Raw genomic sequence first — 23077 nt, 5'->3', positions numbered from 1 at the left:
GCGCCGGCCCGGCGCCACAGGTAGACTCCGCGGCCTTCACGACCCGAGGTCAACGTGAACGTCGACACCCTGCTCGAACGCCTGCGTGACGAGAGCCCCGACGGCCCGCTCGCCCGCCTCGCGGACCTGGCCGCGGACGAGCTCCTCGACACGCCGCTGGGCGATCTCGTCGAGCCCGGCACCACCGCCGGCGCCTGGGCGGCGATCGTGCGCGCGCACCTGGAGAGCCCCGACGCCCACCGGGCGATCGAGGAGAGGATCGAGGCCCACCTCGCCGATCTCGAGGCGCGCGCCACCACCCTCGGCGCCTTCCTGCCCGAGGAGCTCTGCCGCGCCCTGGGCGAGCTCGCCGATCGCCCCTTCGCCCCGGACCGCGATCTGGTGGTGGCCTGGCTCGATCGCGAGCCGGTGCGCCACCTCCTCCGCAAGCTGCTCCAGGAGGCGCTGGTCGCCTTCGGCAAGCGGATGAGCACGCCGGTCGCTGACAGCCGCCTCACCCGCGGCCTCGGCGATCTCGGCCGCCTCGCCCGCGAGACCGCCCTGGGCCGCACCGGCGCCTTCGGCGCCCTCGCCACCGATCTCGCTTCCGCCGTCTCCGGCGAGGTGGAGCGGCAGATCGAGCGCCGCGCCGCGGAGTTCGCAGACGCGGCGATCTCCGGCCTGCTCCACCGCATCGCCCACCTCCTCGCCGACCCCGATCTCGCCGACGAGCAGGCGGATCTCCGCCAGGCGCTCCTCGAAGGCTTCTTCGAGCTCTCGACGCCGCAGCTCGCCAGCGAGGCCCGCCGCTACGATCCCGCCGCGATCGGCGCGCTGGCGCGCACCTGGCTCGGCCGCTGGCTGGAGCGGGAGAGCGCCGAGATGGAGCTCGCCGACCTCATCGCCACCTTCCTCGGCGCCGACGCCGAGAAGCCCCTCGGCGATCTGCTCGCCGAGCTCGGCGTGGAGGAGATCGGCCGCGACGCGATCGCCGAATTCTTCGAGGCGCGGCTCCGCCCCTTCGTGCGGAGCGAGGGCTTCGCCGGATGGCTCGCGGATCTCGTGAAGTAGGCGCTTGTACCTGGACCACTCGGCCCCGCTGGCGCGGGACCAAGCGGTCCAGAGGCGCGCTTCGCGCGCAAATTGCTTTGCGTTGGAGCGCCCCACTGGGCGCTCAGAAGCGGTGGGTCTGCTCCGCCCAGGCCACCGCGTCGCGGTAGAGGCCGGGCAGGGCGAGCTCGTCCAGGCCGAGCTGCCGGGCGATCGCAGCCGCCTCCTCCCACCGCCCCGACTCGTAGGCGATGGCGAGGCGGAAGATCGCCGCGCCCTGGCCAGCGCCGCCGGCGATCGCCGCCTGCAGCGCTGGCGCCACCCCGAGCTCCCGGAGCAGATCCGGCAGCGGCCTGCCCAGCAGCGAATCGAGGGCCGAGAGCAGCCCCGCCACGAAGAGATCGGGCGCCTCGCCCTCGAGCCCCGCCTGCTGCGCCAGCTCCTCGCAGAAGCGCGCGCGGAAGAGCGCCGTCACCACCAGCTCCTCGGGCCGGTCGGTGCCGAGGCCGGTGACCGCCACCATCGTCACCCACTTGCGCAGCGGCAGCTCGCCGAGGAGCCCCAGCGCCTGCTTGATCGAGGTGACCTGGCTGCGCCAGCCGAAGAAGGCGGAGTTGAGGAAGCGCAGCAGCCGCACCGAGAGCGAGACGTCGTGCTTGACGATCTCCTCGACCCGGTCGAAGTCGATCGGCTCCTGGCTCACCGCCTGGAGGAGACGCAGGTAGCTCGTCTCCGCCGAGGGGATCTCCCGGGCCGCGAGGATCTCGGGGCGCCGGAAGAAGAAGCCCTGGAAGAGGTCGTAGCCCAGCTCGAGGGCCTCGTGGAAATCCTCGGCGGTCTCCACCTTCTCCGCGAGGAAGAGCAGACCCTTGCGGCGGAAACGACGGGGCACCTCCTCCCGCGCCTCCCGCGGCGAAGCGAGGAAGTCGACCTTCACGATGTCGGCGAGCTCGAGGAGCGGCTCGCAGCCCGGGTAGATGACGAAGTCGTCGAGGGCGAGGGTGTAGCCCGCTGCCTTGAGGGCACGGCAGGCCTCGATCACCTCGGGATCGGGCTCCACCGTCTCGAGGAGCTCCACCACGGTGCGCTCCACCGGCAGGATCCGGACGAGGTTCTCCACCAGCACCGAGCGGGTGACGTTGAAGAAGATCCGCCGATCCTGCGCCAGCACGTCGAGGCCGAAGACGTGGAGGCTGTCGTGGATGACGCGGGTCGCCGCTTCGTCGGGATCGTGGTGGGAGAAGAAGTTCTCGAAGGACGAGTGCCGGAAGAGGATCTCGTAGCCGAAGACCCGGAGCGAACGATCGAAGATCGGCTGCCGGGCGACGAAGACCTCTTCCATGAAAACGCTTCCCCTTCAAGGTGCAGGCCGGCTCATACACCAGTGCTACGCGGCTACCAAGGGCTCGATGTGCGCGGCGAGGATGAAGTCGTTCTCGGTGAGGCCACCGACCGCGTGGGTCCAGATCTGCATCTCGACCCGCCGGTAGTGGACCGAGAAGTCCGGGTGGTGCCCCTCCCGCTCGGCGAGCTCCGCCACCCGGTTCAAGAAGGCCATCGCCTCCACGAAGTTGGCGAAGAAGAAGGTCCGCTGCAGCTTGCCCTCTGCCACGGCCCAACCGGGAACCTGGCACAGCAGCCGCTCGATCGCCGCGGCGTCGAGGGCGGGAACGCCTCCCTCGCAGGGCAGGCAACGCTTGTGCACGAGATCCACCGCTTCCTCCCGACCGCCAAGGTGCGTCGCTGGGGCCGCCGCTGCCAGCGCCCGGCGCATTCCTGCACAAAAAAGGAGACCGGCCCCTGCGGAACCGGTCTCCCATGAAAACACCGTCCGTACGCGGAGACGAATCAGATCGCTTCGGGTTTCGGGGTCTTGTCCGTCGAAGCGGGCAGCTCGGGCTTGACGATGTACTCGGCGGGGATGGAGCCGGTCAGCGTCTGCAGCCAGGTGGCGATCGACTTCACGTCCTCCACCGGGAGCTGCCTGCCGACCTGGTACTCGGCCATCATCGAGATCGCCTGCTCGAGGCTCTCCGCCGAAGCGTCGTGGAAGTAGGGGCCGGTCTTGGCGACGTTCCGGAGCGAGGGCACCGAGAACATCATCTTGTCCGCCTCGTTCTTCGTCACCTCGAAGCGGCCCTGATCGGCCTGGTTCGGCCAGGGCTTCACGAGGCCGAGCTTCTGGAACATGGTGCCGCCCACATAGGCGCCCATGTGGCAGGTGACGCACCCACCATCGACGAATTTGTCGAAGCCCGCCTTCTCCGCGTCGGTGATGGCGTCCTTCTCGCCGCCGAGGAAGCGATCCCAGCGCGAAGGGGTGACGAGCTTGCGCTCGAAGGCGCCGATCGCCACGCCCACATTCTGCAGCGAGATCGGATCCTTCTCCTCGGGGAAGGCCTTCTGGAACGCCTCGACGTAGGTGGGGATCGAGCGCAGGGTCGCGACCACGCGCTTCTCGTCGGGCATCGCCATCTCCACCGGGTTCATGATCGGACCGGTGGCCTGCTCCTCGACGTGGGCGGCGCGGCCGTCCCAGAACTGCACGTGGCGGCCGGCGGCGTTGTAGACCGTCGGCGAGTTGCGCCCGCCGAGCTGGCCCTTGTGGCCCTCGGAGAACTTCTTGCCGTCGACGCCGAAGTTGGCGAGGTCGTGGCAGCTGTTGCAGGAGAGGTCGTGGTTCTTCGAGAGGCGGGTCTCGTAATAGAGCATCCGGCCCAGGCTGATCCGCTCCTCGGTGAGCTTCGTCTCGGCGGTGGTGATCACCTCCGGCAGCGGCGCGAAGAGCTGCAGCCGGGCTGCGTCGATCTCGACGGCGGGTGCCGCGACGGGGGCCTTGGCCTCGGCGGGCGCCGGCTTCTCCGCCGCCGGCTCGCTCTTACAGCCCGCGACGAGGGCGAGGGCCGCCGTCGCGACGAGAAGGGTCTTCTGCATGGGCTCGTTCTCCAGTCGTGCCACCGGGGGGACGGAGGCGATTGCGATACATAAACTCGCGCCGGTCGGATCGCTCCGGCTGCTGCGCGTCGTAAACCCAAAGCAAGCCCGAGGCAAGAACCGGGCAGCCGCCTGGTTTCCTGCTTCGCCGCAGCGGTGGGGTGGCTTCGTCGGCAGCTCGGATGCACGGCGCGCGCGCCGGTTGCGCGGCGCGCGAACCCGATTCAATCGACCGTGATATCCGAAACGCCAGCCAGGTCAGCGGCGTGCAGGCGGCACCCGGCGGAAGGTGCCGAAGCGGCGCATCGCCTCGTCGCCGATCCGCTGGATGTCGCGGCCGTTGACGAAGGCGGTGATCGGCGCGGCGAGCACCGGCACCGCGCGGCCCACGGTGCGCCAGCCGAGCCGCCGGAAGAAGGCGGCGGAGACCCGCCCGGTGACGAGCGGAACCGCGCGGAGCACCGAGGCGAGATCGGTCTCCCGGAAGCCGAGCACGTCGAGGAGCTCGGCCCTGCCGGTCCGCGCCTTGAGGTTCACGCCGTGGAGCACCGCCAATTCGATGGCGAGCTGCACCTGCAGCCACGCCACCAGCGCGAGATCGGCGGGGATGGCGGCGAGGCCGAACATCCCCACCACCGCGCCGCCGCCGGTGGCGACCTGCTTCTTCTCGTCGATGAGCCGCTGCGCAAGCTGCGGCCTGTCGAGGCCCGGGTGGGCGCGCTCGAGCTCGGCGATGCGCAGCCGCGAGCGGGCCACCTGCTGCAGCAGCCACTCGTCCAGATCCGGGAGGAAGGGCAGGCGCATGCGGCGCTCCTCTAATCTCCGAGCGTCATCTTCCGCGCCACGTCGAGGGGCCCGGAGATCCCGCCGAAGTCGAACTTCCCGTCGAGCTCCACCTCGGTGGCCTTGCCTGCGAGCAGGTTCTGCAGGCTCCTGCCCGCGCCGGAGAGGCTCACCCGCACCGGCAACTCGAGCCGCTTCGTCTTGCCCGCCGCCACGTCGGCGCCGCGCACGCTGCCGCCGCCCACCTTCGAGCCGGCGAGGGCGAGGCCGTACTGCACCGACTCGAGCGGCATCGGGAACGGGTTGGTGTTGGTGACGTCGAGGGCCACCCGCAGCTCGGCGCCGCTCGCCGTGATCCGCGGCGCGCGGATGTCGGCGATGCGCACCTTCGGAAGATCGGGCCTGTCGAAGGTGCCGCTCTTCGAGAGCGGAAAGGCGAGCATCCCCACCGGCGTGTCGATGCCGACCTTGCCGCTGGCGCGGTAGTCGAGGCGGTCCTGCGTGAAGATCGACTTCGCCGCTGGGAAGATCTCGGCGAAGCGGATCTGCGCCGGGAAGGTGATCTCCTTGCTGCGCCTGGCCGGGATCTTCACCCCCTCGTTCGGCGAGCCGCTGAAGACGCGGTTCCCCTCCACCGCGAGCTGGTAGCTCACCTGCGCCAGCTCGATCGGGATCTCGTAGGGATTGTCGATCTCGTAGACGAGGCCGAGGGTCACCGAGTCGAAGCTCATCCCCTGCAGCTTCACCCGCTTGAAGGTGAAATCCGGCTTGGTGATGTCGCCGCTCAAGGCGCGCAGGGTGGTGCAGCCCGAGCCCAGGGAGACGAGCGCGAGGGGAACGAGGAGCAGGGCGAGGCTTCTGAGCAGGGACATGGCACCTCCGGGCGGGCGGAAGGTGCGCATGCACCGGCCGCCCCGACAAGACGGGGCGGATTCGCCCCGCGCCCGCGGAAGGAAGACGGGCGCGGGCGGCACGTTGTTCAAGCGTTCGCGCAGACCTGGCGCAGGATGTCGAGCTCCTCCAGCGCCTTGCCGGCCCCGATCACCACCGACGAGAGCGGATCCTCGGCGAGGAAGACCGGCAGGCCGGTCTCCTCCCGGAGGAGCGTGTCGAGGTTCTTGAGGAGCGCGCCACCGCCGGCGAGCACGATGCCGCGATCGGCGATGTCGCCGGCGAGCTCGGGGGGCGTGCGCTCCAGGGTGACCTTCACCGCCTCGACGATGGCGTTGATCGGCTCGCTCAAGGCGTCGCGGATCTCGTCGCTCGACACGGTGAGCGTGCGCGGGACACCGGCCACGAGATCGCGGCCCTTGATGTCCATGGTGAGCACCTCGTCGGTCGGGTACGCGGTGCCGATGCCCATCTTGATCAGCTCGGCGGTGCGCTCGCCGATGAGCAGATTGTACTTGCGCTTGATGTGCTGGATGATCCCCTCGTCCATCTTGTCGCCGCCGACGCGGACCGACTTCGAATAGACGATCCCGGCGAGGGAGATCACCGCGACATCCGAGGTGCCGCCACCGATGTCGACGATCATGTTGCCCGACGGCTCGGTGATGGGCAGGCCCGCACCGATCGCCGCCGCCATCGGCTGTTCGATCAGGTAGACCTCGCGGGCGCCCGCGCTCTCCGCCGCCTCGCGCACCGCGCGCCGCTCGACCTCGGTGATCCCCGACGGGATGCCGATGACGATCCGCGGACGCACGAGCGCCTTGCGGTTGTGCGCGGTCTGGATGAAGTAGCGGAGCATCGCCGCGGTGATCTCGAAGTCGGCGATCACGCCGTCCTTCATCGGCCGGATGGCGACGATGTTGCCGGGGGTGCGCCCCAGCATCTCCTTCGCCTCCTTGCCAACCGCGAGCACCTTCTTGCCGCCCCGCGCGTCCTGCTGGACGGCGACGACGGAGGGCTCGTTCGAGACGATGCCCATGCCACGGATGTAGATGAGGGTGTTGGCGGTGCCGAGGTCGATCGCGAGATCGCGCGAAAACAGACGGTAGAGCCAGTCGAACATGCCGGTCCAAGCCCTCGAGGCGTAATGATTCTTCGGGGTTCTAACGCAGGCTCTCCAACAGATCCAAAGAAATCCCCGAGCGGGCCGGTAGCCGGGCGGTGCCTACACCGGCCCCCCTTGGGCCCTGCCGGGCTGGCGGCGGAAGCTTTTCTACCCCCTGCGTGATCGGCGTACACTCCGACCTCCGAGGGGAGGTATCGATGCGCCACCTGCACCTGCTCGCCTGTTCGGCCCTGCTGCTCGCGGGCTGCCAGCCCGCAGACGACGTCCCGGCGGATGGGGGCTTCTACGGCCCGCCGATCCAGGCCACCTACATCATCGAATTCGGCGAGGTGGCGGTCGGCGAGGAGGCGATCCGGCAGGCGGCGATCCGCGCGGGAAAGCAGGCGGTGCTCCTCTCTCCCCCCGAGGTCGAGCCCCCCTTCTTCAGCGACGTGGAGCAGGTGGTGCGGATCGAGCCGCGGGAGGAACTGCAGGTCCATTTCGCCTTCCGCCCCACGGCCCCCGGCCGCTTCGAGCAGGAGATCGAGCTCCGCACCAACGGCGCGAGCCAGGCCTACCGGCTCCAGGGGGTGGCGGTGGCGCAGGAGCCGGTCTGCGAGCCGGCGCCGCGGACCGACCACTTCCCCGACGTGCGGCCTCGCGTCGACGTCCTCCTCCTGGTCGACGACCACGCCTCGATGGAGCCCTTCCGCGAGCAGCTGGTGGCGGAGGCCCGGGCGCTTCCGCCCTGGCTCGACGAGGCAGGCATCGATTGGCAGCTCGCCGTGACCACGAGCAGCTCGGATGCGGGCTGCGCCGGCGGCAGCCTCCTGGGCGATCCGCCGATCCTCGCCGGGGGCGCCGATGCCTCCGATCGCCTCGAGGCGGTGGTCGGCGCCCCTGGCTGCGACGGGAACGGCAACGGGCTCGCCTCCGCCGCTGCTGCTGTTGCAGCAGCGGGTGACGCCTTCCGGCGGCCCGAAGCGGGGCTCGCCCTCCTCGTCGTCGCCTCCCGGGACGACAATTCGCCGGGTGAGGTCGTCGCCTACGCACGCTCCCTCGAGATGGGAAGGCAGGTCGGAACCACGAGCCTGGTGCGGGCCCTCGCCGTGGTGGGCGGGGAGGGCGGACATTGCGAGGGAACGGAGCCTGGCAGCCGCTATGGGGAAGCGGTCTCGTTCCTCGGTGGCTCCCGTCGCTCGCTCTGCGACGAGGCGTGGGGCCTCGCGGACTTCTTTGCCCCGGGCGCGACCTTCGGCATGCCGCTCACCTATCCCCTCGAGCGCCTCCCCATCGACCTCGACGAGGACGGCGTGCTCGACGACGCCGACGGGGAGATCGAGGTGCGCATCGACGGTGCGGTCGTCGCCTCCCGCAACGAGGAAGCGTGGCGGGTCTGGGACTACGACGCCGATCGCAACGCCGTGGTCTTCTACCCTCACTTCGTGCCCGCTCCCGGCCAGGGGATCGAGATCGCCTACGAGGCGCACTGCGACTGAAGGCCGCTTCCCGAGCGCCGGGGCGCTGCGGATGGCGCCGACCGGCCTTATGTCTCCCCCGTGCGCGGGGGCGGCCAGAACGAGGAGAAGGCATCCGGCGCCGCGGCGAGGCGGCGCGGGCCCCCGCTCGTCCTCGCCTCGCTCCTCGGTCTGGTCGGCTTCCTCATCAATCTCTTCCCGGTCGAGATCCTCTCCGGCGTCCACGCGATCTTCGGCTCCCTGCCGGTGATCGCCGCCGGGGTCCTCTTCGGACCCGCCGGCGGTGCCCTCGCCGGCACGATCGCAGGTCCCTACACCCAGCTCCTCTGGGGGCATCCCTGGGGCTGGCTGCTGCTCATCGGACTCGGCGCCCTCACCGGCAGCCTCTCCCGCAGCCACCTGCCGGTCCCCGCCACCGCCCTCGGCTGGATCGTCGCCGGCCCGGCGATGTTCGCGGGGATGGTCCTCCTCGCGCCCGGCTACCCCACGGGCACCGCTGCCACCGTGGTCGCCAAGAGCGTGCTCGAATGGATGCTCGGGGCGCTGATCGTCCAGGTCGCGCTGCTGGGCCCGTTCGTCCGCCGCCTCGTGCTGTCGTGGCTGCCGCCGCCCCTCGCCGAGGTCCGGACCAAGGCCGCGCTCCTCTCGATCTTCGCGCTGGGCGGGGCGCTGCCGCTGCTCGTCCTCGGCTATCTCGGCTCCCGGCTGCTCTACCAGAGCCAGGTCGAGGGGCTCGATCGCCAGCTCTTTGCCGAGGTCACCCAGCTCCGCGTCGGCATCCGCGCTTCGTTTGCGGAGACGATGGGCAAGGTCGCCGGGGCGGCCACCGCGGTGGACGCCGGAAGCGGGAGCCGCGACCCGCTCGACCGGGTGGTTGCGGGACTCGACGCGGCCACCGTGGCCACCCTCGAGGACGGCAGCGGGCGGATGGTCGGCGTCTCGGCCACCGGTGACGAGGAAGCGGCGTTGCGCCTGATCCGGGCGGGACGCGCGCTCTTCCCCGGGCGCCTCGCCGGCCCTGCGCTCGGACAGCTGGAAGGAGCGGTCGGAGCCCTCGTCGTGGCGGCACCCGTGCCCCGCGGCGGCAGGCTGCTGGTGGAGATGGATCCGCGCCGCTTCCTCCGACCCGTGGAGCGCTTCGTGCCGGCGCCCCTCGAGGTCTTGGTGCTCGATCGGCACGGCATGCCGATCGTGGGAACCCTGCCTGCCCGGGATGCGGTGGCAGCGGCGCGCGATGCGACGCCGGGCGAGGTGACGACCTTCCTGCCCACGCCGGGATCGGTCCGCACGCTGCGCCCCCAATCGACGGTGCGCCTCGTGGTGGCGGAGTTCGAGCCGCTGCGCTGGCGGATCGTGGTCCTCGCCAGGCAGGCCGTTCTCCAGACCGAGATCGAGAAGGGTGGTCTCGCGCTCCTCCTGGGGGCGCTGGTCGCCCTCGGCGTCGGCGCCCTCGCAGCGGTGGCCCTGAGCCGCACCGTGATCCGGCCGGTGGAGGCGGTCTCCGAAGCCGCGACGCGGATCGCCGCAGGCGAGCGCTCCGCCCGCGCCGGGCCCGCGGCAGGGACGGCAACCAGGGAGGTGCGGCAGCTCGGCGCGCGCTTCGACGAGATGGCGGCGGCCCTGGCGCAGCAGCTCGAGGAGACGGAGCGCGCGAGCCGGGTCAAGGACGAGTTCCTCACCATCGCCTCCCACGAGCTGAAGACGCCGATCACCACGCTCAAGGCGCAGCTCCAGCTCCTCCAGCGGCAAATGGCCGCAAGCGGCGCGGACACCGAGCGGTTCCGGGTGCTGGTGCGCCAGGTGGATCGCTTGAGCCGCCTCGTCGCACAGGTCCTCGACGCCTCGCGCCTCTCCAGCGGCAGGCTCGATCTGGAGCTCTCCCGCTTCGACCTCGCCGAGCTCGTCGGGCGGGTGGGCGCGGAGGTGGTCGCCGCCTCCCCGCTCCACGAACTCCTCCTCGAGGCCGAGCCCGCCGTCGGCTGCTGGGACGAGGTCCGCGTCGAGCAGGTCTTCCAGAACCTCATCGGCAACGCATGCAAATACAGCCCGCACGGCGGGCCGGTGGAGATTCGTGTTTCCGCCGTGGACGGCTGGGCGGTGGTGGAGGTGGCGGACCGGGGGATCGGCATCTCCGCCGACGAGGCGAACGCGCTCTTCGGCCGCTTCGTCCGCGGCTCAGCCGGCAGCGCCAACGAGATCGCGGGGCTGGGGGTGGGGCTCTTCGTCTCCGCCGAGATCGTGCGGTGCCATGGCGGCTCCATCACCCTCCGGCCACGGGAGGGCGGGGGCGCCGTGGCCATCGCCAGTCTGCCGCTCGAGCCACCTGCCTGATCGCCTCGAGCGCCGCGTCGACGTCCGCCTCGTCGTTGCAGGCGTGGAGCGCGACCCGCACCGCGCCGCGGCGCGGGCTGGCGATCACCTGTCGCTCGGCCAGGGCCGCGACGAAGTCCTCCGGATCGGCGACAGGGAAGGACGTGATCCCGGAGCGGATCGCCGGATCGTCCGGGGTGAGCGGGGTGATCCCCAGGGACGCGAGCCCCGCGCGGAGACGATCGGTGAGCTCTACGATGCGCCGGTGGATCGCGTCGAAGCCGACGCTCTCGAGGAGGCGCAGCGCGGCGCCGAGGCGCAGCGGCACGTCGAACGCGAAGATGCCCACCTCCGCCGCCTGCGCGGTGTGGCGCAGCTCGAGGCGCCGGTTCTCCATCCGCTCCGGGTGCTCGACGCTGAGCCAGCCGGCGAAGGGGAAGCGGTGGCGCTCGACGAGCGCGCGGCGGACCCAGAGCATCCCGGCGCCGTAGCCGGCGCAGGCCCATTTGTGCACCCCTGCACCGGCTCCACGAAGTGGAGGCGCAGGCCGTGGTGGATCAGGGGCAGGGTGGTGGCGGGACATTCCGCCCCCAGCGTCACCACCTCCTCGATCTTCTCGGCCCGCAGCAGCGAGGCGACGAGGTTCATCGAGTGGCTGGTGCTCTCGGCGTGAACGCCACCTCCTCGGGCGCGCCGCCGAGGATCCGGGCGAGGAGCAGCCGCGTCTGCTGCACGCCGGCGAGCCAGGCGCCGACGTTGCGATCGCCATGGAGGAGCAGATCGTCGAGGTGGCTGTGCGCCACCTCGTGGACGGGCAGCGGCAGCGGCGAGCTCGCTGCCGCATTCACCCAGACCTGCCGCTGGAGCGCCGGGAAGCGGGCGCGGAACTGCTTCCAGTCGGTCACCATGCACCCCCTTCGTCGCCGGCGATCGGAGACGGCGCCGCCGCCGCTTCCTCCGCCGAGAGGCGGCCGGTGCGGAACTCGTAGGCGCGGACCCGGAAGTCGGGGCCGATCTCCATCCAGAGCTGGAAGGGCACCTCCTCGCGGAAGGGGCCGCTGAAGCGGAGATCGGCCAGGGTCACCTCGTAGGAACCGTCCGCCGCCAGCTCCGTCGCGGAGGCGCGGTAGAGCGCCGCGGCGAACCAGCGGTAGGTCGAGCCGAGCTCGGTCTCGAGGGCGACCTGCACCCGCGGATCGTCGAGGCCGGTGGCCACCTGCCCGGCGTGCGTGACACCGCCGGTGAGAACCGAGGCGAAGCCCCGGTGCCAGACCTGGTTCGCATCCCGGACCGCGGTGGTCCAGAGCAAAGGCCCTGGCGGAACGGGGAAGGCGAGGACCTCCTCCGGCTCGGCCCCGTCGGGCAGCTGCGCCAGCGCCACCCGCCGGGCCCGCTCGTGTCCGAGGGCGCAGAGCGCGATGTAGAGCGAGAGGACGGAGAGCGTGGCGACGCTGCTGCGGCGGACGATCGAATCGGGGATGCCGCCGCGGCGCCTCCGCCAGGCGGTGCGCAGCAGGGGGATGCCGAGGATCGCCCAGACCACCACGTCGAGGACGAAGACCCAGGGGAGGGCGAGGCGGGCGTGGGAGAAGGGCAGGAGCAGCATCGTGCCCCAGCTGGTGATCAGGTCGAAGAAGAGGTGGACGGCCACCCCTGCCAGCGAGAGCCCGAGGAGCGGCAGGAAGTCCCGGTGGAGGGGCCGCCTGGCGACGAGGCCCGCGATCGCCGCCACCAGCGGGGCGATGAGCAGCGCCGCCAGGAGCGAGTGGGTGATCCCGCGGTGCTCGAAGATGTAGGCCCGCTCGCTCCAGAAGCGCAGGACGCCGTCGACGTCCGGGGCGTTGGAGGCAGCCACGCCGGTCCAGAAGGCGAGACGCGGCCCGATCGACCGGAAGGCGGGCAGGCGGGCGAGGTGGATGCCGACGAGGGTGTGGGAGAGGTTGTCCAAGGGAACCGAACGTAGTGCATGGCCTCCGGGACGTCGACCGGTTGGTTTGCGCGGCCGATGGCCGCCCGTTACTATTCCCGGATTCGCGGCACGGGGTGGATCCTCCACCGGCGCCGCCGAAGGAGCGTCCCGTGGAAAATCGCGCCGTGCCTGCATTCGTCGCGATGGTCCTGGCGCTGGCAGCAGCTCTCTTCCCGGCGCAGTCGCCTGCACCCGCGCAGGCCCAGCCCGCAGGCCCCGAGGAGAAGCTCTTCTTCTCGATGCAGATCGCCGACGAGCAGGGCGACGTGATCGCCGAGCCGAAGCTCCTCGGGATGTGCGGCGTGCCGGTGGAGATGACCCTGGCCGATCCCGGCAACCTCGAGATGCCGAAGATGAGCCTGCGGCTCGAGTCGGCCCTGGAGAGCGATGGCAGCTACGCCATCGCCTACGAGCTCGCGGTTCCGGGCCTCGCTGCCCACGGCAAGGGCACGGTGCGGGTGCGTCCCGGCGAGGAGAAGTCGACCCGCCTGCAGTACCCCGGCGGCCACCTCGACGTGCAGCTGGCGGCCTTCGCGGTCCCCTCGGCGGAGTTCCAGCTCTTTCTCCGGCACGGCATCGGCACCCGGGGCCCCAGCCACACCTGATTCAGAACCGCCAGGTCAGCGCCGTGGCCAGCACGTGCCGCTCGTAGGTGAGATCCGCCTTCACGAAGGTGGCGAGGTGCAGCTGGTAGCGCGCCTCGATCGAGAGGCCGCTGCCGAGCGGCCGCGCCAATTTGAGCGAGAGCGAGGAGAGGCTCTCCTCGTCGTCGGCGACGGTGAACTGGTCGAGGCGGAAGCCCTCCGGGAACTCCACCAGCTGCAGCACCGCCTGGGCGTTGAGGAGGAACCCCGCCGGCAGCCTCGATCCGAAGAGGAGCTGGAAGCGGTGGCGCACGCTGGCGTAGCCCGGCACGTCGCTGCCGGCGACGCCGAGGAGGTAGCTGCCGGAGAGGACCACGCCGCTGCGCCAGGTCCAGCCGAGGTGGCCCTGGTGGAGCACCTCCCTGCGATCGGGAAATTCGCGGAGGTGGGCCTCGTAGCCTGCGCTGGCCAGGTGCCGCGCGAAGGGGCGCGCCTGGAGCGAGAGGCCGCCCCAGGGGCCGGTGGCGCTCCAGGTCTCGTCGGGCCACCAGTCGAAGCGGCGCCAGCCGGCGCGGAGGCGTGGCACGAGGCGCGGCATCCCCTGCCACTCGAGGAAGAGGCTGCCGGCGCTGTCGGCGCTGCTCCGCGCCCCGGAGCGGAGCAGCTGGTCGCGCCGCCGCAGCTCCGCGCCGGCGACGAAGGCCTCGCCGACCTGCAGCGCATGGCCCGCGGTGAGGAGGTGGACCAGCTGGTCTTCGCTGCCCACCTCGTCGAAGACGCGGCTGCCACCGTCCCAGGAGAGCGAGGTCCGGTGGCCGTCCGCCGGGCGCCAGACCAGATCACCTGCAGCGAGGAGGAAGAGCCCCTCGTCGGAGACCACGCCGGCGCCGGCGCTGCGGCGGCGCACGTTGGTATCCCAGGAGGGCCCGAGGGTCAGCCTGCCATCGAATTCCAACGCCGGCGGCGCAGCCTGTGCGGCTGCACTGCAGGTGAGAACGACAACGATGGCGAGGCGGCGCAACATCCGTGTCGCAGCGTAGCGCACCGTTGGCCGGAGCCGACAGCGTTGCTACGCTGCCTCCATTTGACCTTTGGGAGGAACACGATGCGCGCGCCCCTGCTGGCCCTTGGAATCGCACTTGCCCTGCCCGCCTGTGACAGCCTGGACACCTTCGAGGTGCCGGTGGAGGGGACGGCGCAGATCCCGGGCAGCCCGCTCGGCAGCGTCCCCATCGACAACCTTCCCCTCGAGATCCCGGGGCTCAACAACTTCTCCTTCGAGAAGAGCTTCAAGGACAACGGGATCTCCGCGGACGACGTCGAGTCGGTGAAGCTCACCTCGCTCGTCTTCGGCGTCACCGAGCCCGAGGGCGGCACCATCGACTTCCTGCAGAAGATCGAGGTCTTCGCCGAGGCCGACGGGGTGGAGAAGCGGAAGATCGCGGAGAAGTCGTCGATCCCCGACGGCGCCACCAGCGTCTCCCTCGACGTGATGGACGTGGAGTTCAAGCCCTACGCCGTGGCGAAGAACCTGGCGATCACGACCATCGTCTCCGGGCGCCCGCCCACCCACGACACCGCGGTGCGGGCCCGGGCGGTCTTCGAGGTGAACGCGGCGGTCTTCTAACGGCCCTGCGGATCCGCCAGGCGGCGGGCGCGGCCATCGAGCTCGTCGGCCCGCCGCTCCAGCTCCCGCGCCAGCTCCTGCAGGGCCTGCTGCTGCTCCAGCAGCTCGTCCACCGACTCGTCGCCGTCGAGGACGGGGAGACGCCGCGATCCGAGCTCGCCGGCGCCGAGGGGCCGCGTCCCCACGATCCGCAGGGTGGTGGCACTGCCGCCGACGACCGGCTCTGCCACCGGGCCGCCGCTGCCGAGACCCCCGCCGCCGTGCTGTCCGTAGGTGGGGCCGAGCCCGTCGCTCTCCCCCTGCGCCGGCGGCGCGCCCGCGTCGCTGTCTTCGCCGCCCCGGGCCGGCGCGTTGCGGGTCACGGTGCGGCCCGCCCGCATCACCCGCTCGCCGTCGTCGAAGAGGTCGCCTTCCCGGGCGAAGTCGCGGAGCTCCCTGGCGAGGAGCTCCTCCTCCCGGGCTTCGTCGATGCGCGCCTCCACCCTGGCGAGCTGCGCGACCACCCGGTCCCGCTGATCGCGAAGGAGGTCGGCCTGCTCGCGGATCTCGTCGGGATCGTCGTGGGTGCGATCGGGCAGCCCCACCACCTCCGGTTGCACCGGCGAGAGCGCCTCGAGCTCCCGGCGCAGGCGGTTGCGCTCCGCCTCCGCCAGGGCGATGGAGTTGGAGCCACCGGTCTCGCGGAGCCCGTCGAGTGCGCGCTCCTGCAGGGAGAGGCGAATCTCCAGGGCCTGCCGGTGCCGGGCCCTGGCTGCGTCCTCCTCGCGCTGCAGGGAGACGAGCTGATCGGCGAGGCGCTGGGACTGCCGGAGCAGGCCGAGCAATTCGCCGTCTGGGAGCATCGTCTCCCGCGCCGCTGCCTTGCGGGCCTCGATGCGGCGGGCGAGCTGGTCCAGCTCCGCGGCCAGCGCCCCCCGGCGCGTCTCCACCTCGCGGAGCTGCGCCTGGGTCCGTGCCGGGTCGGCGGGAGGCAATTCGCTCGCGTCGGAGCGCCCGGGCAGGGCGAGGGCGAGCAGGCAGGCGAGGAGGAGGGCAGCGGACTTCATCGCGCTCCTGCGCAGCAAGCCCCATGCCGCCAGGGCTTCCCCGTCTTTCCGGTGGCTTGGGCCGGCGGTGGCTTCCGCCGTCCTTGGTTTTCTGAGGGGCTGGAGCCGGTTTTTCGCGATCAGGCGTCCGGCTGCTCACCCTTCTGGATGAAGCCGTATTTCTCCAGCTTGTAGTAGAGCGCCGAGGTCTTGATCCCGAGGAGCCTGGCGGTCTCGGTCTTCACCCCGCGGGCCTTCTCGTAGGCCCTGGCGATGAGCTGCCGCTCCAGATCCTCGAGGACCTCGGTGAGGGAGAGCTCGCCGGTGGGCAGGCTGAGGACCGCGTCGTTGCGCGGCGTCCCCAGCACCTGGGGCAGGTCGGTGACGCCGATCTCCTCCGCCTCGCAGAAGACCAGCGCCTGCTCCACCGCGTTCTCCAGCTCGCGGACGTTGCCGGGCCAGCGGTAGCGGACCATCGCCTTGCGGGCCTCGACGCCGATCGCCTTCACCCTGCGGTTGATCCGCGGCGCGTGCTTGCGGACGAAATGCTCGGCGAGGAGCGGGATGTCCTCGGGGCGCTCGCGCAGCGGCGGCAGCGTGATCGGCACGATGTGGAGCCGGTAGTAGAGGTCCTCGCGGAAGCGGCCCTCCTTCACCAGCTGGGCGAGATCCTTGTTGGTCGCCGAGATCACCCGCACGTCGACCCGCACCGTGTCGTCGCCACCGACCCGCTGGATCTCGCGCTCCTGGAGGACGCGCAGCAGCTTGGTCTGCACGTTCATCGAGATCTCGCCGATCTCGTCGAGGAAGATGGTGCCGTCGTCGGCCAGCTCGAAGCGGCCGAGCTTGCGTCGGATCGCGCCGGTGAAGGCGCCCTTCTCGTGGCCGAAGAGCTCGCTCTCGAGCACGCCCTCCGCGAGCGCCGCGCAGTTGACGGTGACGAAGGGGCCGTCGCGTCTGGGCGAGAGATCGTGCAGCGCCCTGGCGATCAGCTCCTTGCCGGTGCCGCTCTCGCCGAGGACGAGCACGGTGGTGTCGGTGGCTGCGACCTTGCGCACCGCCGAGAAGATCGTCTGCATCGCCTGCGACTGGCCCACCATCGCCTGCAGGTCGAAGCGCGGGGTGGCGTCCTCTGCCATCGCCCGGTTGTGCTCGCGCAGCCGCGCCACCTCGCGGCGGGAGGCCGCCACCTCCAGCGCCTTGTCGACCTTGGCCCGGAGGACGTCGGGGGGAAAGGGCTTCTGGATGAAGTCGAAGGCGCCCTGCTTCATCGCCTCGACGGCGGTCTCCACCGTGCCGAAGGCGGTGACCACCAGCACCACCGCGTCCGGATCCTCGGCGCGGAGCTGCCGCACCACCTCGAGGCCGTCGGTGCCGTCCATCTTCAGGTCGGTGACCACGAAGTCGAAGCGCTTGCGCCGCGCCACCGCGAGGCCTTCGGCGCCGCCTGCTGCGGCGGTCACGTCGTGACCCATCCGCGCCACGGTGATCGCCATCCCCTCGCGCATCGCTTCGTTGTCGTCGATGATCAGCACGGTCGCCACGGCAACCTCCCCTCGCGCCGTCCGCGCGTCGCTCGTTTCTACCAAGAGAGCGGGGCGGCCCGCCAATCATCCATGGGCGCGCACCGCAGTGGAAGCCGCCGCCGGCAACTCGAGCACGAAGGTGGCGCCGCCACCGGGCGTCGGCTCGTGGCGCACGGCGCCGCCGTGCTCCTCGGCGATCCGCCGCACGAAGGCGAGCCCCAGCCCCGTGCCCTTCTCCCGGGTGGTGAAGAAGGGCTCGAAGATCCGCGCCTCGCTGCCGGCGGGGACGCCGGCGCCGCGGTCGACCACCTCGAGTCGGACCCGATCCCCTGCAGGCAGGGCGCGGAGCTCCACCTTGCTGCCCGGGGGCGAGGCCTGCACCGCGTTGCGGGCCAGGTTGAGGAGCGCCCGCTTCACCTGTGCCGGGTCGCAGTGGACCGAGGCCCCGGCAGCTTGCACCTCGAGTGTCACACCCCTGGTGCTCGCCTCCGGCGCGGAGAGCGCCGCCGCCTCCTCGAGGAGCGCCGCTGCGGCGACCTCCTCGGTGGCGAGGGGGCGCTCCCTCGCATAGTCGAGGAATTCGTTGACCAACCGCCCCAGGTGCTCGATCTCCCGGCGGATCCGCTGCACCTGCCGGGCCTTCTCGGCGTCGCCTGCGAGCTCCTCGAGGAGGAGCCCGCTGTAGAGCTCCATGCCGCCCAGGGGATTGCGGACCTCGTGGGCGATCCCCGCGAGCATCATCTGCAGCTGCCGATCGCGGGCGAGGAGCTCCTCGCGCATCTCCTCCAGCGTCGCCGCGAGGCTCCCCAGCTCCTCGGTGGCCGCGTGCGGCACCGGGGTGGCGAGGTCGCCGCCGCCGATGCGGCGGGCCGCTGCAGCGAGCCTGCGGATCGGCGAAACCAGCGTGCGCGAGAAGAGGAAGGCCACCGCCACCACGCCGATGGCGGCGACGAGGCCGAGGCCGAGGAGCGAGGCGCGGAACTCCCGGAGCACGGCGAAGGAGGCAGCCGAGCCTTCCGCGAGCACCGCCGCCACCACCCGGTCACCCTCGCGCACCGGCGCGTAGCCCGCCTTGAAGAGCGCGCCGCCCTCCTCGAAGAGGAGCTGCGAGGCCTGCGCCTCGCCGGCGAGGACGCCGGTGAGCTCGAAGCGATCCCGGGCGAGCTCCGGCAGCGGGGCGCCGATCGGCGCGTCGCCCCCGGCGTCCACGAGGGCCCGCTCGTCCGGCGCGAAGAGGAGCAGGCGCCGCACGCCGGTCGCAGCGCGGAGCTCCTCGAGGCGCTCGTGCACGTTGCGGTAGGTGCGGGTCTGCTCGTCACCGGGCCGGAGGAAGGCGATCCTGTCGGCGGGCATCGTCGCCGCGGCCGCTGCAGCCACCGCGGTCACCTTGCGGCCGAGCTCCTCCTCGAGGGCCCGCCTGGCGAGGGCGTCCACGTAATAGCCCAGCGCGGCGAGGCCGAGGAGGGAGGGGAGGAGGTAGGCGGCGGCGAGGCGGGCGCCGATGGTGCGCAGCATCGCGCACATCCTACCGCCACGAAGCCCCTTGCGCTCGTCCGCCGGGGAGGGAAGGTAGGCCACCGCCCGGCGGTTTCCCGGGCTCGCGGCCTTCGAGCGCGGCAAAGTGAGGAAGATGCCGACCCACCACCTCTATCTCGTCCCGGGCTTCTTCGGCTTCGCCAACCTCGGCGACCTCGCCTACTTCCACCACGTGCGCGACGTGCTCCTCGCCACCCTGGGCGAGCGCGGCCTCGACGTGAAGATCTGGCCGGTGGAGACCTCGCCCACCGCCTCGATCCGGCGCCGGGCTGCCATCCTCCTCGAGACCATCGCCGCCACCGCTGGCGAGGGGGACGATCCGATCCACGTCGTCGGCCACTCCAGCGGCGGCCTCGATGCGCGCCTGCTCGTCACCCCTGGCGCGGCGCTCCCCACCAACCACGAGGTGGAGCCCTGGGCCGCGCGGGTCCGCTCGGTGGTCACCGTCTCCACGCCCCACCACGGCACGCCCGCCGCCGGCTTCTTCGCCAGCGTCCTCGGGCAGAAGCTCCTCGAGGTTCTCTCGCTCGGGACCATCTACGCGCTGCGTTTCGGCCACGTGCCCATCGCCGCGCTGCTCAAGCTCGGCGCCCTCACCGCCCGCCTCGACGAGCACGTCGGCTTCGACCACAACGTCCTCGACCAGATCTACGGCCAGCTCCTCGCCGACTTCACCCCCGAGCGGCGGGAGACGATCCTCGGCTTCCTCCACGAGGTGCGCGGCGATCAGGCCCTCCTGCCGCAGATCACGCCGGAGGCGATGGACGTCTTCAACGCCTCGACCGGAGACCGGCCCGGCGTCGCCTGCGGCTCGGTGATCACCTGGGCCCGGGCGCCCGGCGTGGGCAGCACCCTCGCCGCGGGGCTCGACCCCTACGCCCAGGGAACCCACGCGCTCTACAGCGTGATGCACCGGCTCTCCTCGCGGATGAAGGCGGTGGATCTCGCGCCGGCGCAGGCAGCGGCGCTGGTGGGCGCGTACGGCGCGGTGCCGCCTGCAGCGTCGAGCGACGGCATGGTCCCCACGCACTCGCAGCCCTGGGGCGAGGTGATCCACGCCACGCGGGCGGACCACCTCGACGTCATCGGCCACTACCACGATCCGCAGGCGTTGCCGCCGCACTTCGACTGGCTCTCCAGCGGCAGCGGCTTCGACCGCACCCGCTTCCTCGCCTTGTGGAGCGACGTGGCCGGCTTCATCGCCGCCGCCGCCGCTGCCGCGCCCGCGGCAGCGAGCGCTTGAAAGGGCAGCTGCCGGCAAGTAGCCTCCGGCGCATTCCGGTCCGCAGCGGACCCCTTCGAAGAGCAGCCGCGCCATGAAGAAGATCGAGGCCATCGTCAAGCCCTTCAAACTGGACGAGGTGAAGGAAGCCCTCGCCGAGGTGGGCGTGGCCGGCCTCACCGTGATCGAGGCGAAGGGCTTCGGCAGGCAGAAGGGCCACACCGAGCTCTACCGGGGCGCGGAGTACGTGGTCGACTTCCTCCCCAAGGTGAAGATCGAGGTGGTCGTCGCCGATCACCAGGTCCACGCGGTGGTGGAGGCGATCCAGAACGCTGCCCGCACCGGACGCATCGGCGACGGCAAGATCTTCGTGCTCCCGGTGGACGAGGTGATCCGCATCCGCACCGGCGAGCGGGGCGAAGAGGCGCTGTAGCCCGTTGGCGCCTCCTCGCAGGAAAAGCCGCGGCGGGCGCCTCTTTCGCGAAGCCCTCGACGCCCATCCCGGGCCGACGCTCCTCGTCTCCCGCGCCGGCACCGTGCTCCACGTCAACGCCGCTGCGGAGGAGCTGCTCGGCCTCTCGGGCAGCCGCTTCGGCCTGCGCCCGGTGGCGGCGCTGCCGCGAACCGGCGTGGCGCTGGCGGAGCTCGTCGCCCGCTCCGTCGCCGAGCGGGTGAGCACCCAGGGTGAGATCGATCTCGGGCCGCCGAAGGGCAAGGTGGTCGCCACCGCGGCGCCGCTGCTCAAGCGCAGCGGCGTGCGGGCGGTGGTGGTGCGGCTGCGCGAGGCGCAGGGGCGGATCGATCTCGAGGCGCTGGCTGCGGGCCTCGCCCACGAGATCAAGAACCCGCTGGCGGGACTCAAGGGCGCCGCGGAGCTGATGGGCGACGAGCTCGCGGCGGGCTCGCCGCTGCGGGTCTATACCGAGCTCATCGCCCGGGAGGCGAAGCGGGTGGACGGGCTGGTGCAGTCGCTCCTCGATCTCACCAGGCCGCTGCCGCTGGAGCTCCGGCCCGAGAACGTGCACGCCGTGATCGACGACGTGCTCCTCCTCGCGAAGGGCCTGCTGCCACGGGGCGTGGCCTTCGAGCGCCGCTTCGATCCCTCGCTGCCCGAGGTGGAGCTGGACCGCGATTCGGTGCAGCAGGTGCTGCTCAACCTGGTGAAGAACGCGGCGGAGGCGATGGCGGGGCGGCAGGGGGCGGTGGTGATCGAGACCGGGATCGCGCCTGGGATGCGGGTGCGGGTGCGGGGCAGGACGCGGCAGCTCCTGCGGATCGCGGTGATCGATCAGGGGCCGGGGCTTCCCGAGGGGGTGGAACTCTTCACGCCCTTCGCCACCGACAAGCCGCGGGGGACGGGGCTGGGCCTCGTGATCTCGCGGCGGATCGCCGAGGCCCACGGCGGCAGGCTCGAGCTCCGCGACCGCAGGGACGGCGGCGGAGCGGAGGCGGAGCTGCTGCTGCCGCTGTGAGTGGCGAGCGCAGCGTATTCCGGGCGGAACACGGAAAGGCCCGCTTGCCCCCTCGGCATTGCGCCGGGCGCCGTTATCCTGCGATCACACACGAGCGAGGAGGGTGCGATGCGGCGGATGCTTCTGGTGGCGCTGGGTGCGGCGGCGATTGCTGGCTGCGGCATGAGCGAGGCCGACGCGGGCATTGGCGGCTCGCCCCACTGGTCGGGCGAGCCCGGCGGCGCCCCCTGGCACGGCGGCGAGCAGTACCAGCAGGTCGGCGAGAACCCCTTCGTCGAGACCGCGCAGGACGCCCGCGCCACCTTCGGCGTCGACGTCGACACCGCCTCCTACGCGCTGATGCGCCGGGACCTCCACGGCGGCTACCTCCCCCACGTCGACGGCGTCCGGGTGGAGGAGTACCTGAACTATTTCTCCTACGGCTACGAGCCCCCGGTGGACGAGGCCTTCGCCGCGCACCTCGAGGCGGCGCCCTCGCCCTTCGGCGAGGGGCTCCACCTCCTCCGCGTCGGCCTCCAGGCCCGCAGCGTGGCGGAGCGGGGCAGGGCCAACCTCGTCTTCCTGGTCGACGTCTCCGGCTCGATGGACGAACCCGACAAGCTCCCGCTGGTGAAGCGCACGCTCTCGATCCTCCTCGACGAGCTCCGCCCCGACGACACGGTGGCGCTGGTGGTCTACTCCGGCGCGGTGGGCACCGTGCTCGAGCCCACCCCCGCCTCCATGCGCAGCGTGATCCAGCAGGCGATCGATCGCCTCGGCGCGAGCGGCTCCACCAACGGCGAGGGCGGGATCCGCGCCGCCTACGAGCTGGCGCAGCGCCACTTCGAGGACCAGGGGATCAACCGCGTCATCCTCGCCACCGACGGCGATTTCAACGTGGGGCTCTACGGCGATCCGCTCATCGATCTGATCCAGGAGAAGCGGGCGAGCGGCGTCTACCTCACCACCCTGGGCTTCGGCAGCGGCAACTACAACGGCGCGCAGATGGAGCGGCTCGCCGCCCACGGTAACGGTAACTACGCCTATGTGGATGGGATCGGCGAGGCGGAGCGCGTGGTGCGCCGCGATCTGCTCTCCACCATGGTGGTGGTGGCGGAGGACACGAAGGTGCAGCTCACGTTCGATCCGCAGGTGGTGAAGCGCCACCGTCTCCTCGGCTACGAGAACCGCGCCATCGACGACGACGACTTCGTGAAGGACGACGTGGACACCGGCGACGTGGGAGCGGGCCATGACGTCACCGCGCTCCTCGAGATCGAGCTGCAGCCCGGCGCCCTGGAGAGCGACGCGGCCCTCGCCACCCTGGCGATCCGCTACCAGCCCCCCGGCGCCGCCACCGACACCGAGATGACCGCGGAGCTGCGCACCGGCGACGTGCTCGCCTCCTTCGACGAGGCTTCGGCCTCCACCCGCTTCGCCGCAGCGGTCGCGGAGTACGCCGAGATCCTCCGCCGCAGCAGCCACAGCATCGGCGCCGACTTCGCGCAGGTCCGCGCGATCGCAGCGCCCCTCGTCGGCGGCGACGCCGACCGGGCGGAGTTCGTCGAGCTCGTCGACACCGCGGCGGGGATCTGGCGGTAGGAACG

At 71.6% G+C, this 23077-nt stretch carries 22 protein-coding genes; 9 read left to right on the top strand and 13 right to left on the bottom strand.

Annotation, left to right across the window (positions count from 1 at the left end; genetic code table 11):
• The first annotated feature begins 54 nt into the window (after positions 1 to 54).
• Positions 55 to 1050: a hypothetical protein gene (locus ACESMR_RS09365; protein ID WP_373046795.1), complete on the top strand. Its 996-nt coding sequence runs from the start codon at positions 55 to 57 to the stop codon at positions 1048 to 1050.
• 103 nt (positions 1051 to 1153) lie between these two features.
• Here ACESMR_RS09365 and ACESMR_RS09360 read toward each other — a convergent pair whose 3' ends face one another.
• From ACESMR_RS09360 to ACESMR_RS09335, 6 genes are all read right to left on the bottom strand, one after another.
• Positions 1154 to 2371, bottom strand: a complete 1218-nt coding sequence (locus tag ACESMR_RS09360; protein WP_373046794.1) for an EAL and HDOD domain-containing protein — start codon at positions 2369 to 2371, stop codon at positions 1154 to 1156.
• A 45-nt stretch (positions 2372 to 2416) separates the two neighbouring features.
• Positions 2417 to 2743 (bottom strand): 4a-hydroxytetrahydrobiopterin dehydratase, encoded by a 327-nt coding sequence (locus ACESMR_RS09355; protein WP_373046793.1) that lies wholly within the window; start codon positions 2741 to 2743, stop codon positions 2417 to 2419.
• Between the two features lie 134 nt (positions 2744 to 2877).
• Positions 2878 to 3963 carry a cytochrome-c peroxidase gene (locus tag ACESMR_RS09350; protein WP_373046792.1) on the bottom strand — a complete coding sequence of 362 codons (1086 nt, stop codon included), beginning with the start codon at positions 3961 to 3963 and terminating at the stop codon, positions 2878 to 2880.
• 258 nt (positions 3964 to 4221) lie between these two features.
• Complete coding sequence (locus ACESMR_RS09345; protein WP_373046791.1) at positions 4222 to 4767, bottom strand: EcsC family protein; 546 nt, start codon at positions 4765 to 4767, stop codon at positions 4222 to 4224.
• An 11-nt stretch (positions 4768 to 4778) separates the two neighbouring features.
• Positions 4779 to 5618, bottom strand: a complete 840-nt coding sequence (locus tag ACESMR_RS09340; protein WP_373046790.1) for an LEA type 2 family protein — start codon at positions 5616 to 5618, stop codon at positions 4779 to 4781.
• Positions 5619 to 5725: 107 nt separating this feature from the next.
• Positions 5726 to 6760, bottom strand: a complete 1035-nt coding sequence (locus tag ACESMR_RS09335) for a rod shape-determining protein (RefSeq protein ID WP_373046789.1) — start codon at positions 6758 to 6760, stop codon at positions 5726 to 5728.
• A gap of 200 nt (positions 6761 to 6960) precedes the next feature.
• Between ACESMR_RS09335 and ACESMR_RS09330 the strand changes: the two genes are divergently transcribed.
• Entirely contained in the window at positions 6961 to 8241 is a 1281-nt protein-coding gene (locus ACESMR_RS09330; protein ID WP_373046788.1) for a hypothetical protein, read from the top strand.
• A gap of 60 nt (positions 8242 to 8301) precedes the next feature.
• Positions 8302 to 10551, top strand: coding sequence for an ATP-binding protein (locus ACESMR_RS09325; RefSeq protein WP_373046787.1), 2250 nt, complete (start codon positions 8302 to 8304; stop codon positions 10549 to 10551).
• Here ACESMR_RS09325 and ACESMR_RS09320 read toward each other — a convergent pair.
• The 3 genes from ACESMR_RS09320 to ACESMR_RS09310 form a co-directional block, all read right to left on the bottom strand.
• The gene (locus ACESMR_RS09320; protein ID WP_373046786.1) at positions 10481 to 11044 is read right to left on the bottom strand and encodes an aminotransferase class V-fold PLP-dependent enzyme; all 564 of its coding nucleotides are present in this window, start codon (positions 11042 to 11044) and stop codon (positions 10481 to 10483) included. The genes ACESMR_RS09325 and ACESMR_RS09320 overlap by 71 nt on opposite strands.
• 130 nt (positions 11045 to 11174) lie before the next feature.
• Positions 11175 to 11438, bottom strand: coding sequence for a hypothetical protein (locus ACESMR_RS09315; protein WP_373046785.1), 264 nt, complete (start codon positions 11436 to 11438; stop codon positions 11175 to 11177).
• Positions 11432 to 12478, bottom strand: a complete 1047-nt coding sequence (locus ACESMR_RS09310) for a metal-dependent hydrolase (RefSeq protein WP_373046784.1) — start codon at positions 12476 to 12478, stop codon at positions 11432 to 11434. Before ACESMR_RS09310 ends, ACESMR_RS09315 begins: the two co-directional genes overlap by 7 nt.
• Positions 12479 to 12609: 131 nt before the next feature.
• Here ACESMR_RS09310 and ACESMR_RS09305 point away from each other — a divergent pair, with 131 nt between their 5' ends.
• On the top strand, positions 12610 to 13104 hold the full coding sequence (locus tag ACESMR_RS09305) for a hypothetical protein (RefSeq protein WP_373046783.1): 495 nt from the start codon (positions 12610 to 12612) through the stop codon (positions 13102 to 13104).
• 1 nt (position 13105) lies between these two features.
• Here the strand turns inward: ACESMR_RS09305 and ACESMR_RS09300 are convergent, their stop codons facing one another.
• Positions 13106 to 14107: a hypothetical protein gene (locus ACESMR_RS09300; protein WP_373046782.1), complete on the bottom strand. Its 1002-nt coding sequence runs from the start codon at positions 14105 to 14107 to the stop codon at positions 13106 to 13108.
• A gap of 81 nt (positions 14108 to 14188) precedes the next feature.
• On the opposite strand from ACESMR_RS09300, the gene ACESMR_RS09295 reads away from it, so the two are divergent.
• Positions 14189 to 14710, top strand: a complete 522-nt coding sequence (locus ACESMR_RS09295; protein ID WP_373046781.1) for a hypothetical protein — start codon at positions 14189 to 14191, stop codon at positions 14708 to 14710.
• Here the strand turns inward: ACESMR_RS09295 and ACESMR_RS09290 are convergent.
• The 3 genes from ACESMR_RS09290 to ACESMR_RS09280 all read right to left on the bottom strand — a co-directional run bounded on the left by ACESMR_RS09290 (position 14707) and on the right by ACESMR_RS09280 (position 18776).
• Positions 14707 to 15756, bottom strand: coding sequence for a hypothetical protein (locus ACESMR_RS09290; RefSeq protein ID WP_373046780.1), 1050 nt, complete (start codon positions 15754 to 15756; stop codon positions 14707 to 14709). The genes ACESMR_RS09295 and ACESMR_RS09290 overlap by 4 nt on opposite strands.
• 119 nt (positions 15757 to 15875) lie before the next feature.
• The gene (locus ACESMR_RS09285) at positions 15876 to 17279 is read right to left on the bottom strand and encodes a sigma-54-dependent transcriptional regulator (RefSeq protein WP_373046779.1); all 1404 of its coding nucleotides are present in this window, start codon (positions 17277 to 17279) and stop codon (positions 15876 to 15878) included.
• A 66-nt stretch (positions 17280 to 17345) separates the two neighbouring features.
• Complete coding sequence (locus ACESMR_RS09280; RefSeq protein WP_373046778.1) at positions 17346 to 18776, bottom strand: sensor histidine kinase; 1431 nt, start codon at positions 18774 to 18776, stop codon at positions 17346 to 17348.
• Between the two features lie 115 nt (positions 18777 to 18891).
• On the opposite strand from ACESMR_RS09280, the gene ACESMR_RS09275 reads away from it, so the two are divergent.
• From ACESMR_RS09275 to ACESMR_RS09260, 4 genes are all read left to right on the top strand, one after another.
• A complete protein-coding gene (locus tag ACESMR_RS09275; protein ID WP_373046777.1) occupies positions 18892 to 20040 on the top strand; it encodes an esterase/lipase family protein in 1149 nt (382 codons plus the stop codon).
• A gap of 73 nt (positions 20041 to 20113) precedes the next feature.
• Positions 20114 to 20452 (top strand): P-II family nitrogen regulator, encoded by a 339-nt coding sequence (locus ACESMR_RS09270; protein ID WP_373046776.1) that lies wholly within the window; start codon positions 20114 to 20116, stop codon positions 20450 to 20452.
• 4 nt (positions 20453 to 20456) lie between these two features.
• Complete coding sequence (locus ACESMR_RS09265; protein WP_373046775.1) at positions 20457 to 21491, top strand: two-component system sensor histidine kinase NtrB; 1035 nt, start codon at positions 20457 to 20459, stop codon at positions 21489 to 21491.
• Positions 21492 to 21599: 108 nt separating this feature from the next.
• Positions 21600 to 23072: a vWA domain-containing protein gene (locus tag ACESMR_RS09260; protein ID WP_373046774.1), complete on the top strand. Its 1473-nt coding sequence runs from the start codon at positions 21600 to 21602 to the stop codon at positions 23070 to 23072.
• The last annotated feature ends 5 nt before the right edge of the window (positions 23073 to 23077 follow it).

The sequence above is a fragment of the Vulgatibacter sp. genome, from assembly GCF_041687135.1.
In the GTDB taxonomy this organism is placed as follows: domain Bacteria; phylum Myxococcota; class Myxococcia; order Myxococcales; family Vulgatibacteraceae; genus JAWLCN01.
Note: the sequence above shows the minus strand (reverse complement) of the source record. Positions and strands in the feature narration are given on the sequence as shown.